This window comes from Vibrio sp. V39_P1S14PM300 (genome assembly GCF_009904765.1).
GTDB lineage: Bacteria > Pseudomonadota > Gammaproteobacteria > Enterobacterales > Vibrionaceae > Vibrio > Vibrio proteolyticus.
Genome location: NZ_WXWP01000150.1, coordinates 1 through 12,864, shown reverse-complemented (window position 1 = coordinate 12,864; position 12,864 = coordinate 1). Strand labels below are relative to the sequence as shown.

The 12,864-nt window shown below is 51.0% G+C and carries 12 protein-coding genes and 1 other RNA gene; 7 read left to right on the top strand and 6 right to left on the bottom strand.

Annotated features, from left to right (window positions below; translation table 11 throughout):
* Positions 1–111: 111 nt before the first annotated feature.
* The 4 genes from leuO to ilvN all read left to right on the top strand — a co-directional run bounded on the left by leuO (position 112) and on the right by ilvN (position 5,713).
* Positions 112–1,071, top strand: a complete 960-nt coding sequence (gene leuO, locus CAG65_RS07590) for a transcriptional regulator LeuO (RefSeq protein WP_021706892.1) — start codon at positions 112–114, stop codon at positions 1,069–1,071.
* A 170-nt stretch (positions 1,072–1,241) separates the two neighbouring features.
* Entirely contained in the window at positions 1,242–3,050 is a 1,809-nt protein-coding gene (locus tag CAG65_RS07585) for an AMP-dependent synthetase/ligase (RefSeq protein WP_161453188.1), read from the top strand.
* Between the two features lie 445 nt (positions 3,051–3,495).
* The gene (locus CAG65_RS07580; protein WP_161453187.1) at positions 3,496–5,217 is read left to right on the top strand and encodes an acetolactate synthase 3 large subunit; all 1,722 of its coding nucleotides are present in this window, start codon (positions 3,496–3,498) and stop codon (positions 5,215–5,217) included.
* Position 5,218: 1 nt separating this feature from the next.
* Entirely contained in the window at positions 5,219–5,713 is a 495-nt protein-coding gene (gene ilvN / locus CAG65_RS07575; protein WP_021706895.1) for an acetolactate synthase small subunit, read from the top strand.
* Between the two features lie 76 nt (positions 5,714–5,789).
* On the opposite strand, the gene serA is transcribed toward ilvN, so the two are convergent.
* The 5 genes from serA to zapA form a co-directional block, all read right to left on the bottom strand.
* Positions 5,790–7,019 carry a phosphoglycerate dehydrogenase gene (gene serA / locus CAG65_RS07570; RefSeq protein WP_021706896.1) on the bottom strand — a complete coding sequence of 410 codons (1,230 nt, stop codon included), beginning with the start codon at positions 7,017–7,019 and terminating at the stop codon, positions 5,790–5,792.
* A 254-nt stretch (positions 7,020–7,273) separates the two neighbouring features.
* Positions 7,274–7,930 carry a ribose-5-phosphate isomerase RpiA gene (gene rpiA / locus CAG65_RS07565; RefSeq protein WP_021706897.1) on the bottom strand — a complete coding sequence of 219 codons (657 nt, stop codon included), beginning with the start codon at positions 7,928–7,930 and terminating at the stop codon, positions 7,274–7,276.
* A 30-nt stretch (positions 7,931–7,960) separates the two neighbouring features.
* On the bottom strand, positions 7,961–8,581 hold the full coding sequence (locus CAG65_RS07560; RefSeq protein ID WP_161453186.1) for a 5-formyltetrahydrofolate cyclo-ligase: 621 nt from the start codon (positions 8,579–8,581) through the stop codon (positions 7,961–7,963).
* Between the two features lie 34 nt (positions 8,582–8,615).
* A non-coding RNA gene (gene ssrS / locus CAG65_RS07555) (6S RNA) lies at positions 8,616–8,800 on the bottom strand.
* A 19-nt stretch (positions 8,801–8,819) separates the two neighbouring features.
* Positions 8,820–9,125, bottom strand: a complete 306-nt coding sequence (gene zapA, locus CAG65_RS07550; protein ID WP_021706899.1) for a cell division protein ZapA — start codon at positions 9,123–9,125, stop codon at positions 8,820–8,822.
* A 239-nt stretch (positions 9,126–9,364) separates the two neighbouring features.
* On the opposite strand from zapA, the gene CAG65_RS07545 reads away from it, so the two are divergent.
* The 3 genes from CAG65_RS07545 to CAG65_RS07535 are packed head-to-tail and all read left to right on the top strand — an operon-like array spanning position 9,365 to position 12,378.
* The gene (locus CAG65_RS07545; RefSeq protein ID WP_021706900.1) at positions 9,365–9,940 is read left to right on the top strand and encodes a YecA/YgfB family protein; all 576 of its coding nucleotides are present in this window, start codon (positions 9,365–9,367) and stop codon (positions 9,938–9,940) included.
* A 12-nt stretch (positions 9,941–9,952) separates the two neighbouring features.
* Positions 9,953–11,131 (top strand): 2-octaprenyl-6-methoxyphenyl hydroxylase, encoded by a 1,179-nt coding sequence (gene ubiH / locus CAG65_RS07540; RefSeq protein ID WP_161453184.1) that lies wholly within the window; start codon positions 9,953–9,955, stop codon positions 11,129–11,131.
* A gap of 23 nt (positions 11,132–11,154) precedes the next feature.
* On the top strand, positions 11,155–12,378 hold the full coding sequence (locus CAG65_RS07535) for an FAD-dependent 2-octaprenylphenol hydroxylase (RefSeq protein ID WP_021706902.1): 1,224 nt from the start codon (positions 11,155–11,157) through the stop codon (positions 12,376–12,378).
* A 52-nt stretch (positions 12,379–12,430) separates the two neighbouring features.
* Here CAG65_RS07535 and CAG65_RS07530 read toward each other — a convergent pair whose 3' ends face one another.
* A complete protein-coding gene (locus CAG65_RS07530; protein WP_021706903.1) occupies positions 12,431–12,637 on the bottom strand; it encodes a DUF1107 domain-containing protein in 207 nt (68 codons plus the stop codon).
* Positions 12,638–12,864: the final 227 nt, after the last annotated feature.

Below are 12,864 nucleotides of genomic sequence, written 5' to 3'. Positions count from 1 at the left end.
TAGTAAGTGTCGCTCCGCTCTTATCGGGGCGATAAATATAAAAACGACAGGTTATCTATTCCAACCCAAAACAAACCTAGAGCTATCGACGACCATTAAGAGGCGTAATCAATGTTACAAAAAAAAGATGCAATGAGCGCTATTGCTAGCTACCGAATGGAAAGCACATTACGTGGGGTAGACCTTAACCTGTTGACGGTATTCGATGCCGTGATGCAGGAACAAAACATCACTCGCGCCGCGCACAATCTGGGCATGTCTCAGCCAGCGGTCAGTAACGCGGTTGCTCGTCTGAAAGTGATGTTTAATGATGAATTGTTCATGCGTCAGGGACGTGGTATTCAACCCACACAACGCGCTCGCCAGCTGTTTGGTCCGATTCGTCAGGCATTACAGCTGATCCGCAATGAGCTGCCAAGCTCGATTTTTTCTCCTGAAACGTCAACTCGTCTGTTCAAACTGGCGATTTGCAGCCCTTGTGACATGCGCTTTGCACCTAAGATCATGACTTCCGTGCATGAACAGGCACCGAATGTGCAACTGCATCTGGATGCAGAGTTCGACCGTAAGCTGGCCGAACGTATGCGTTATCAGGAAATTGATTTTGTTATTGATTACGCCCGTTTTGATGATCAAGGCTTCTCCAGCACTGAGATTTTTCAGGACGAGCTGGTGGTCGTTGCCGCCAAAGCGCACCCTCGTGTTCAGGGAGAGGTGAGCGCAGAACAACTGCGTGCAGAGAAACACGCCAAATTGTCGAAGATTCACGGTCAACGCAGTTTTTCCGAGCAGGCATACCGTGAAATGGATTGTCAGCCTTATTACGAGGGCACCAGTTTAAGTAATGTGCTGTACGTTGTTGGGCAGTCTGAACTGGTAACGATCGCGCCACGCTGGATGGTGGAAAATGCCGCCAACAAAGACCAGTTGCAGATGTTGGCGTTGCCGTTTGAGAACGCCAATATCAGCGGATATCTGAGCTGGCATGAATCCAGTGAAAAAGACAAAGGTCATATCTGGATGCGCGATCAACTGATGATGATCTGTGGCGAAGTGGTGGCATTGTCGTAAGGCAATTTTGGCACCAAACTGACGGTAAAAACCTTGAACGGAGCTCTTCGTTCAAGGTTTTTTACTATTTAGGTGGCTAACTTTGACGTCTGTCAGTTGCCTTTTCTGGCCTTGATTGTACACTTGTGCGCTCAAAAAAAGCTTACAGGTGTAAGCCAAAGGTACAAAGCATGGCCAATTTAGATTTTCACATTGTTAAACGTATTCGCGCTCAGATTGCTCAGGGTGGCGCACGCATTGCTCTGAAGCAGAAAGACGGCGCTGTATGGCAGGGCATCAGCTGGACACAACTGGGGATCGAAATCGATCAGTTGTCACGCGCGCTGCTGGCACAGGGCATCGCGGTACAGGACAAAGTGGCGATTTTCTCCAACAACATGTCGCGCTGGACCATTGCTGATTTGGCCGCGTTGCAAGTTCGCGCGGTGCCGGTACCCATATACCCGACCAATACGGCGGCGCAGTCCGCGTACATCGTTGACAATGCCGATGCCCGTATACTGTTTGTCGGTGAACAGGCGCAATACGATGCGGCATTAAATCTCCTGGAGCAATGTCCGCAGCTGGAACTGATCGTGGCCATGTCGGATGATGTCGAATTGAGAGATTGCCCGCAAGCGCTGAGCTGGGAACGCTTTATGGCACAGGGCGAACAGAGCGAGCAAGCTGAGTTGGAACAACGCCTGGAGCAGGCGTGTATGGATGACTTACTCACGCTGATTTATACCTCTGGTACCACCGGCCAGCCCAAAGGGGTGATGCTCGACTACGCGAACATTGGCGCCCAGTTGGAAGGGCATGATCTGCGTCTGAGTCTCACTCAGGAGGACGTATCACTGTGTTTTCTGCCTTTGTCACACGTTTTTGAGCGCGCCTGGACGTTTTACGTATTGTACAAAGGGGCAACCAACTGTTATCTGCAAGACACTATGCAGGTGCGTGACGCTCTAAGTGAAGTTCGTCCGACTGTGATGTGTGCGGTTCCCCGTTTTTACGAGAAAATCTTCTCTGCGATTCACGAAAAAGTCGCGCGAGCGCCCTTTCTCCGTAAAGTACTGTTCACCTGGGCGGTCAACATGGGGGCCAAAATGTCTCTCTGTCAGCAACAGAATCGCCAACCGTCTCTGTTGCTGAAAAAATCTTACCAGCTGGCGGATAAACTGGTGCTGTCTAAACTGCGCGATCTGCTCGGCGGACGAATTAATTTCATGCCGTGTGGGGGGGCCAAACTGGATGAGACCATCGGGCGCTTTTTCCATGCAATGGGCATCAACGTCAAACTTGGTTACGGTATGACCGAAACCACAGCGACCGTCTCCTGTTGGGACGATCGTTGTTTTAACCCTGACTCCATCGGCATGGCGATGCCGGGCGCGCAGGTGAAAATCGGTGACAATAATGAGATTTTAGTCCGCGGACCTATGGTCATGCGCGGTTACTACAAAATGCCGGAAGAAACGGCAAAAAGCTTTGACGAGCATGGATTCCTGAAAACTGGCGATGCTGGGCAGATTGATGAGCAGGGGAACTTGTTTATTACCGACCGGATCAAAGAGTTGATGAAGACATCCGGTGGTAAATACATTGCCCCGCAAATGATCGAAGGCACGTTAGGCAAAGACCATTTTATTGAGCAGATTGCCGTGATCGCCGATACGCGCAAGTTTGTTTCGGCGTTGATCGTACCGTGTTTTGATAGCCTGGAGCAGCACGCGAAAGAGCTGAACATTAAGTATCATGATCGAATGGAGCTGATCAAACATCATCAGATTGTTGCCATGTTCGAAACGCGCATCGCCGACCTGCAACAAGAGCTGGCAAAATTTGAGCAGGTGAAAAAATTCAAATTGTTGCCGAAAGCCTTCTCAATGGATGACGGTGAACTGACCCCGACGCAGAAACTGCGTCGAAAAGTCATCCATGACCGATATCAGGATGAAATCGACGAAATGTACACTGAGAATTCAAAAAAGAGATAAAAACCTGCACTCAAGCTGGTTAATCAGATAAAAAATCCTCCTGCTCAGCGTGACTGCTGTGGGAGGATTTTTTATTGCTTGTTTGCAGATTGGGCGTGGCTCTTATTCTTTCATGCATGTGAGTCTGGTGGTTGTGTTGTGGAATTTTATTCTTTTTTTTGGTGAAGTGTTAATCATAACTCCCGTATTTTTTCTTCTTTGTGACATCCTTTTCTTATAATTTCCTCTTTTTAAGCATGTTGTTGATGGTGTGACTTTTGTCACGTTAGACCGCTCAGGAATTACACGCTACAGTGGGAGCTCACTCGTTTTTGTTATGACAGAAACGAGGCATAGCCGAAAGAGTGAACGTATTTCGAATTAGGCTACGAATAAGACCTAGACTATGTAAAACCAGAACAATGGCGCTGACCTGGCGTGATTGGATGCTGGTAAGGAGAAAAATATGGCAATGTTGTCCGGCGCAGAGATGGTCGTCCAGTCTCTGATCGAAGAGGGCGTAGAGCAGATCTTTGGTTACCCAGGTGGCTCGGTGCTTGATATCTACGATGCTCTGCATGAAAAAACTGACAAAATCAAACACGTGCTGGTTCGCCATGAACAAGCAGCGACTCACATGGCCGATGGTTATGCCCGTGCAACAGGCAAACCAGGCGTCGTGTTAGTCTGCTCCGGCCCAGGAGCAACCAATACCATTACCGGCATTGCGACCGCCTACATGGACTCTGTGCCGATGATTGTGATTTCAGGCAACGTGCCAACGAACCTGATCGGCAACGATGCGTTTCAGGAGTGCGATATCGTCGGTGTGTCCCGTCCGGTGGTGAAGCACAGCTTCCTGGTAAAAAATGCGGAAGATATCCCCGAAACAATTAAAAAAGCCTTCTATATTGCGTCAACGGGTCGTCCAGGCCCTGTGGTGATCGATCTGCCGAAAGATGTGATGAGTCCGCAGATCAAATTGCCTTATGCCTATCCGGAGACAATCAAAATGCGCTCCTACAACCCGACGACATCCGGCCACAAAGGTCAGATCAAAAAGGCTTTAAAAGCGCTCCTGGATGCGAAAAAACCGGTGCTGTACATCGGTGGCGGCGCGGTAATTTCCGGCGCCGACGAACAAATTCTTAAACTGGCAGAAGTATTGAACCTGCCGGTGGTCAGTACCTTGATGGGGCTTGGCGCTTTCCCGGGCACACACCATAACTCTTTGGGTATGTTGGGGATGCACGGCACTTACCAAGCCAACATGGCCATGCACAATGCCGATCTGATCTTCGGCATTGGTGTGCGCTTTGATGACCGCACCACCAACAATCTGGAGAAATACTGCCCGGATGCCAAAGTGATGCACATTGATATAGATCCGTCGTCCATCTCAAAAAATGTGCGGGTCGATCTGCCTATCGTTGGTTCGGCCGAGAAAGTCTTGGACACCATGCTGACACTACTGGTTGAACAAGGCGGCACGAACGATGTTGACGCACTGCAAAGCTGGTGGCAGGATATTCAAGGGTGGCGTGATCGCAATTGCCTGGCTTATGAAACTTCTCCTGAGCGTATCAAACCCCAACAGGTGATAGAAACGCTGCATCGACTGACCAACGGTGATGCTTATGTGGCTTCTGATGTGGGTCAGCACCAGATGTTTGCGGCGCTGTATTATCCGTTCAATAAGCCGCGGCGTTGGATCAACTCCGGCGGTCTGGGCACGATGGGATTTGGTTTTCCTGCCGGTCTGGGGGTTAAATTTGCCAAGCCGGATGAGGAAGTTGTGGTGGTGACAGGTGACGGCAGTATCCAGATGAACATACAAGAACTGTCAACCGCGATGCAGTACGACATTCCGGTGAAAATTATCAACCTTAACAACCGTTTCCTCGGCATGGTCAAGCAATGGCAGGACATCATTTATCAGGGGCGTCACTCCAACTCGTATATGGACTCAGTACCGGACTTTGCTGCGATTGCAGAAGCGTACGGTCACGTCGGTATCCGTATTTCGACGCCGGACGAACTCGAAGCTGGGCTGAAAAAAGCGTTGGCGATGAAAGATCGTCTGGTGTTCGTCGACATCAATGTGGATGAAACCGAACACGTTTATCCGATGCAGATCAAAGGCGAGGGTATGGATAAGATGTGGCTGAGCAAAACGGAGAGAACCTGATATGAGACACATAATTTCACTGTTAATGGAAAACCAGCCGGGTGCTCTGTCTCGGGTCGTTGGTCTGTTCTCTCAGCGTGGGTACAACATCGAATCGCTTAATGTATCCCCAACGGATGATGAAACGTTATCGCGTCTGAACGTCACCACCACATCTGACGAAATGCAGTTGGAGCAAATCCAGAAACAGCTTCACAAGTTGATCGATGTACTGAAAGTACAGGAGGTGTCGGAGCTGGAGCACATCGAACGTGAGCTGCTGCTGGTGAAAGTTAAAGCGAGTGGTTTCGCCCGGGCGGAAGTGAAACGGACTGCCGATATATTCCGTGGTCAGATCGTTGATGTGACCGCTTCACAGTACACGGTTCAAATTGCGGGAACGGCCGAGAAACTCGATGCCTTCATTGCCGCATTGTCCGAAGTTACCGATGTGATTGAAGTGGCGCGTAGCGGTGTCGTAGGGATTGCCCGTGGTGAGCGAGCGCTTAAAGCTTAGCGTGTTTTATCTGACTCATATCGCGACCAACAAAAAAGCCACCGTCAGGTGGCCTTTTTACGGTTAGAGCATTAGCTTAGTGCAGGATCCGTGCACGGATGGTACCTTCAATGCCTTTTAGTTTGGCCAATGCCTCTTCTGAACGTTCGGTTTCAACATCAATCACCACATAACCGATGTCTGCCGATGTTTGCAGATACTGACCTGCGATGTTAATGCCGTCCTGCGCAAAGATGGTGTTGATTTGAGTCAGGATACCCGGACGGTTGGTGTGAATATGCAGCAGACGCGACGTACCGCGATGTTCTGGTAGTGACACTTCCGGGAAATTGACGCTCGATAATGTAGAGCCGTTGTCTGAGTATTTCGCCAGTTTGCCGGCGACTTCCACCCCGATGTTTTCCTGCGCTTCCTGAGTTGAGCCGCCTACGTGCGGTGTCAGAATCACGTTGTCGAATTTTTGCAGTGGCGATTCGAACGGATCGGCGTTGGTTTTCGGCTCCACCGGGAACACATCGATCGCTGCGCCAGCCAAATGGCCAGACTCCAGAGCGTGACACAGTGCTGGAATGTCCACGACCGTGCCGCGCGCCGCATTGATAAATATCGCGCCCGGTTTCATACGTGCGAATTCAGCTTCGCCCATCATGTCTTTGGTTTCTGGCGTTTCTGGTACGTGCAGGGAAATCACGTCACATTTGTTGAGCAGTTCGCTCATGGTGTGGATCTGCGTTGCGTTGCCTAACGACAGTTTGTTTTCGATGTCGTAATAATAAACACGCATCCCCAGGTTTTCAGCGATGATGCCAAGTTGGGTGCCGATATGGCCGTAGCCTATGATACCCAGGCGCTTGCCGCGCGCTTCAAAGGAGTGGTCAGCGCTTTTTTTCCAGATCCCACGATGGGCGAGGGCATTTTTTTCAGGAATGCCGCGCAGCAACAACAGAACCTGACCGAGTACCAGTTCGGCCACGCTGCGGGTGTTGGAAAATGGGGCGTTGAAGACGGGGATACCGCGTTTTGCTGCCGCATTCAGATCAACCTGATTCGTACCGATACAGAAACAGCCAATAGCCACCAGTTTTTCTGCCGAGTCGATCACTTGCTGAGTAATGTTGGTACGGGAACGCAGGCCGATGAAGTGCACATCTTTGACAGCTTCCAGCAGCTCGTCTTCAGGCAGGGAGCCTTTATGATATTCGATGTTGGTGTAACCGGCAGCTTGCAGCACCTCGACGGCAGACGGGTGCACACCCTCCAGCAGGAGGATTTTGATCTTCTCTTTATCCAACGAAACTTTGGCCATTATGTTCATCCTTTAAATGGGGAAAGGGGGCTTAACTGGCGCACAGTGTATAAAAGTGACTAAAACTCAGGTTTCAGAGCACATCTTATCGGGACGCAAACGTTTTCCCTGTGCGTCTTCTGAACATTAAAGTAACAAAAAAAAATCACTTTGGGTAAGAAAATTACGGAATAAGCCATGCTTTTTCTAGAGAAAAGTAAAAAAAACGGCACCTAATGGTGCCGTTTGTAATCAAATGACGGAAATCATGTGCTTTAGTCTTCGACTTTCGCACCTTGTGGGGTGCCGGTGATGACCACATCTGCGCCGCGGTGTGCAAACAAACCGACAGTCACGACCCCTGGTAGTGCATTGATTTTGTCTTCCATGTCTTTCGGATGCGTGATCTGCATATTGTGCACATCCAGAATCACGTTGCCGTTGTCGGTGATGACCCCTTCACGGTACGCCGGATCGCCACCCAGTTTCACTAATTCACGGGCCACGTACGAACGGGCCATCGGAATGACTTCCACAGGAAGCGGGAATTGTCCCAGCACGTCCACGGCTTTGGTGTCATCAACGATACAGATAAACTTATCGGCAATGGCGGCGACGATCTTTTCGCGAGTCAGCGCTGCACCACCCCCTTTGATCATTTCACGAGCCGGGTTGATTTCATCGGCACCGTCCACATAGACATCCAGTTTGACCACATCGTTGCAGTCGTACACTTCGATGCCCAGTGCTTTGAGTTTTTCGGTAGAAGCTTCTGAGCTGGACACGGCACCCTGGATGTCGTCTTTGATTGAGCCCAGTGCATCGATGAAGTGATTCACGGTAGAACCGGTACCGACACCGACAATGCTGTCTTTTTCAACATATTTCAGCGCAGCCCAACCCGCGGCCTTTTTCATTTCATCTTGAGTCATGCCCATCTCCTGAATGCTTGAGTTAAAGTGTTATCGCGGCGCGATTATAGCCTCATTGCCGGTGGATTCCCATTGCCAGATCCGGCTTGGGGTCACTATTTTGGGCAGTGGTATATCCCAGGATTCAATCGGTAGCTGTTCGACGTGCTGGCAGTCGTGCGCCAGACCCACAGGCCGGGGACCACGACCGGTTTTAAACCAGCTTTCAAGCGTCCGGTCGTAATAGCCGCCGCCCATACCGAGTCGGTGACCACGTGAATCGAATCCCACCAAGGGAGTGCAGATCAGATCCAGTTGCTGAACTGGCCGAATGTGCTGTTGGGCCAGTCTCGGTTCAGCGATACCGAATTTGTTGAACACCATCGGACTGTCAGCGCGATAGCGGAGGAACAACAGATGGCCGGGAGAGAAAGGATGCAGGACAGGCAGGTAGGTCTCTTTGCCTTCGGCCCACAGCGCATCGATCAAGGGGCGGGTATCCAGTTCACCGTCGGTGGAGAGATACAGGGCAATGTGCTGGCTGGTTTGGTACTCTGGCAATTGAGAAAATTGTTTCACCAGATCGAGTCCGGCCAGACGCTGGGTGTCACTGCAAAGTTGATTGCGTCTTTCGCGTATCTGGCGGCGAAAGTCCTGCCTTGAAAGGTTCATACCAATTACCTTGAGATTGTTCTTGGTATCGATAGGATACCCCAGAGTGCCGTTGAGGATTGTGGCCCTTGAACCAGCTGGTTCAAGGCGGATCAGCAATGATAACCGTAGGCTTCTCGGTACGGGCCGAGCTTGCTCAATAGCTACCAAGTACTAACCCTTAGGTATTGCTTATCGGCTCAGGGACTTACATCCTGCTGACGCACACTCCAGGGTAAATTTGGTCGTCTGGTAAAAGCTACTGCTGTCCTGGCTTCACTTTATTTAACACTTCATCGAGTGTTATGGAGAGCTTTTCCATCCGCTCTGTCAGCGCTTGACGATCCAGCGCTTCTTCATTCTTAGATTGCAATTCGTAACAAATGTTCAGTGCGGCAATGGTTAACAACTGCACTTCATTGGTCACTTTGGTGCGAGAGGTCATTTCATGGATACGGTTATTTAGGTCATCGGCCGCTCTCAGCAATGACTCTTCCTGTCCCTGAGGACAATTGACCCGGGTCAGTTTGCCCAGTACTTCAATTTCAACCGCTTGATTACTCATGTTTGATGAACTCTTTACGCGCCTTATTGGGTCGGTGGAATATGCGCCACCGAGGAGGAAACTATAGGAAAAGCGCCTTTAAGATTCAAGCTTTTCCACTGACCATTGAGCAAAACAAAGCCTAACAACACAGGATTTGGGCAATTTGCACAAAAGCTGCCCACATTTAAGGAACTCAACGTTTTCGCTCTGGGTGCGAAGTGATAGGATTAGCTTTATTTGTCACAATTAGGCTTCCCATGAGCAAAACTACACTCCCTGACTACCTCGGCGCTGCCACTGAACTTCAATCGGCCGGACTGGCTGTCAACCCAGCGGAACTGCATGGTCTGCTCACAGGGATGCTCAGTGGCGGATTAAGTTTAAATGATGACAGTTGGCAGCCGCTGCTGTTTGATTACACTAACGATGGTATGGGCTGGCCAAGCGGTGCGCTGTTGGTGGCCAAATCTGTGCTGGAAGCAAGCAAACAAGAGATGACCGGCACCAGCCTGGAGATGGAACTGCTTTTGCCAGATGATGATGCAGGCGCCAGCCTGTTTGATCTGGCGGACGGGGTTGCCGATTGGGTCAACCATTTTATTTCCGGCCTGGGGCTGGTGAACGCCGGGTTGAAAAATGCGTCGGCAGATGTGAAAGAAGCGCTGGCGGATATGGAAGAGATTGCCCGTCTTGGCATTGATGAAGATGACGATTTAGGTGAGCAGGCACAGCTGCTGCTTCAGGTGGTCGAACATATTAAAGCCTGCGTACTGACCATCCATGCAGAACTGGGTAGCCGGCCGGCGCCTGAGAGTACGCCCACCATTCACTAAGCAGGTACCAGGATGAAGCCGTTTGATGTAGTGATTGCTGGCGGTGCAATGGCCGGGATGACTCTGGCGCTTGCACTGGATCATCTTAGTAATCAGCAACTGTCTATTGGGATTGTGGAACCGTTTCACACCGATCATCAAGCCCACCCGGGATTCGATTCGCGATCCATTGCGCTGTCGCATGGTACGGTTGAGACACTCAAGCAGTTTGCCTTATGGGAGACGCTTGCTGAGGTGGTGACTCCGATTGCACACATTCATGTGTCTGACCGTGGCCACGCAGGTATGACGGACATTGATCGCCAAGAGCTGGGATTGGCCGCTCTGGGGTATGTGGTCGAGTTGGCGGATGTGGGCCGTCTCTACCAGCAAAAAATCAGCCAGTGTCCGCAAATTACCCTGTTTTGTCCGAATGCCGTGGCCGATGTTAAGCGCACAGACAGCCATGCTTTGGTGTCACTTCGGGACGGAACACAGCTCAAAACCCGGCTGCTGGTGGCAGCAGATGGCGCGGTGTCCACTTGTTGCCAGCAGTTGGGGCTGCCGCTTCAGGAGCATGATTTTGGTCAGGTGGCATTGATCGCCAATGTGCTGTGTCAACAGGCTCATCAGGGGCGTGCATTTGAACGCTTTACCCAGCATGGGCCATTGGCGTTGCTACCGATGAGTGAAGGACGAATGTCGTTGGTTTGGTGTATGCCGCCCGAACAGGCTGAGCGCGTTCTGGCTTTGGATGACACACAGTTCCTTGCTGAGCTGCAACGCGACTTTGGCTGGCGTTTGGGGAAATTCTCAAAAGTGGGAAGCCGGGCGAGTTATCCCCTATTACTGCGTTACCGGGAGGCTAATATCAGTCACCGCTTTGCTATTGTTGGTAATGCAGCGCAAACTTTGCACCCCATCGCCGGGCAGGGGTTCAACCTGGGCATTCGCGATGTCGCCAGCCTGGCTGAAGAACTGCTGAACTCGCTTGATGATGTCGGACGCTACACCGCGCTGGCGGCGTTCAGTCAGCGTCGCCATGATGATCGGAACCGTACCATTCAATTGACGACGTCACTGGTACACATATTTTCAAATGATTGGCTGACATTGCGTATGGGACGCAATCTTGGCCTGGCTGCGATGGACAATATCCCGGCGCTCAAGGCACCTTTGCTGAGACGAACGCTCGGACTGGTCGACCGCTAACGGAGACGGATTAAGGTAAAAACATGATGCAGAGCGTTGATATTGCCATTGTGGGTGGTGGTATGGTGGGGTTAGCTCTGGCTGCCGCATTTAAGGACAGCGATCTACGGATAGCGGTCATCGAAGGTCGGACTCCGGATGAATCTCTGGCGGAATTGCCCGATGTGCGCGTGTCCGCACTGAGCCGTTCCAGTGAAACTATTTTACGTAATCTGGGTGTTTGGGAAGGTATCACCCGGCGACGATTGTCGCCGTATTCCGCGATGGAAGTGTGGGAACAGGACAGCTTCGCCCGGATCGAATTCAGTGCGAATGCGCTGGGGCAGCCGGATCTGGGACACATCGTTGAAAACCGTGTGATTCAGTTGGCCCTGCTGGAGCAGGTTCAGCAGATGAACAATGTGACGTTATACATGCCCGCCACCTGTCACTCTCTGGCCGTCAGTGAACGCGAAGCCTGGCTGACACTGGACAACGGACAGGCACTGACTGCCAAGCTGGTGGTCGGAGCTGATGGCGCTAATTCTTGGGTTCGTCATCAACAGGATATTCCTCTGACCCACTGGGATTATGGTCACAGCGCGATCGTGGCCAATGTTTATACCGCGGACACTCATGACAGTGTCGCACGGCAGATCTTCACACCGAATGGGCCTCTGGCATTTTTGCCTTTGCAAGATCAACATCTTAGCTCGATTGTCTGGTCAACCGATCCCAGCCGGGCTGAGCGCTTGATGGCGTTGTCGGATCGTGAATTCAACAAAGTGCTCACCGCCGAGTTCGATGCCCGCTTGGGGTTGTGTGAAGTCCGTGGCGAGCGGGCAGCGTATCCACTTAAGATGCGTTATGCCCGTGATTTCATCGCCCAGCGTATTGCTCTGGTTGGTGACGCGGCGCATACCATTCACCCGTTAGCAGGGCAGGGCGTGAATCTCGGGCTGTTGGATGCCGCCAGCTTAGCGCAAGAGGTGTATGCGCTGTGGCGTCAGGGAGAAGATATCGGTGCGCGTCGTAACCTGCGTGGCTACGAGCGCTGGCGCAAAGCCGAAGCGGCGAAGATGATTGCTGCGATGCAGGGATTCCGCGATCTGTTTGACGGGAACAATCCGGCGAAGAAGCTGATTCGTGGTCTGGGAATGAAACTGGCAGGCCAGCTGCCCGGCGCGAAAGATGAGATCATGAAGCGTGCCCTGGGACTAAAAGGCCATTTGCCTGATTTGGCAAAGCGAACAGTGTATGCGGATTAAACCATTAGAAAGGTAAAAGGGTTGGCCAGTGGCCAACCCTTTTTAATTCATTTTATGCATAGGCACAGCGCAGTTTCATGATTTCGCTGTTGATTTCTTTGACCGCCTGAAAATGACGGGCTTCGGCACGATCCGGCAAGATCAATTTGCCGTTATCAAATTCAAATTTGCCAATTCCATAGATGTAAATTCTTCCCTTGAATAATCGACTCACGTGTTTAGCAATCATACCGGGGATATAGCGCTTAAACAGTCTCATATCTTTATCCTTGTTTTTTCTGGCACCGCAAATTGTAAGTAAGACTGGTTTAAAATTGTGTGACAGTCTTGGAGAAATATGCAGTGGATATCGACTTTGTTGGATATTTGTGCTGCTGTAGGCAGATTCTCAGATAAATATCCAAGTTTATGTGATGCTTACCTCATTTTAGTTCGGTGTGTGGAACTACCTAATGAACTGAGACGCGCACATTAGGCACGAGAATT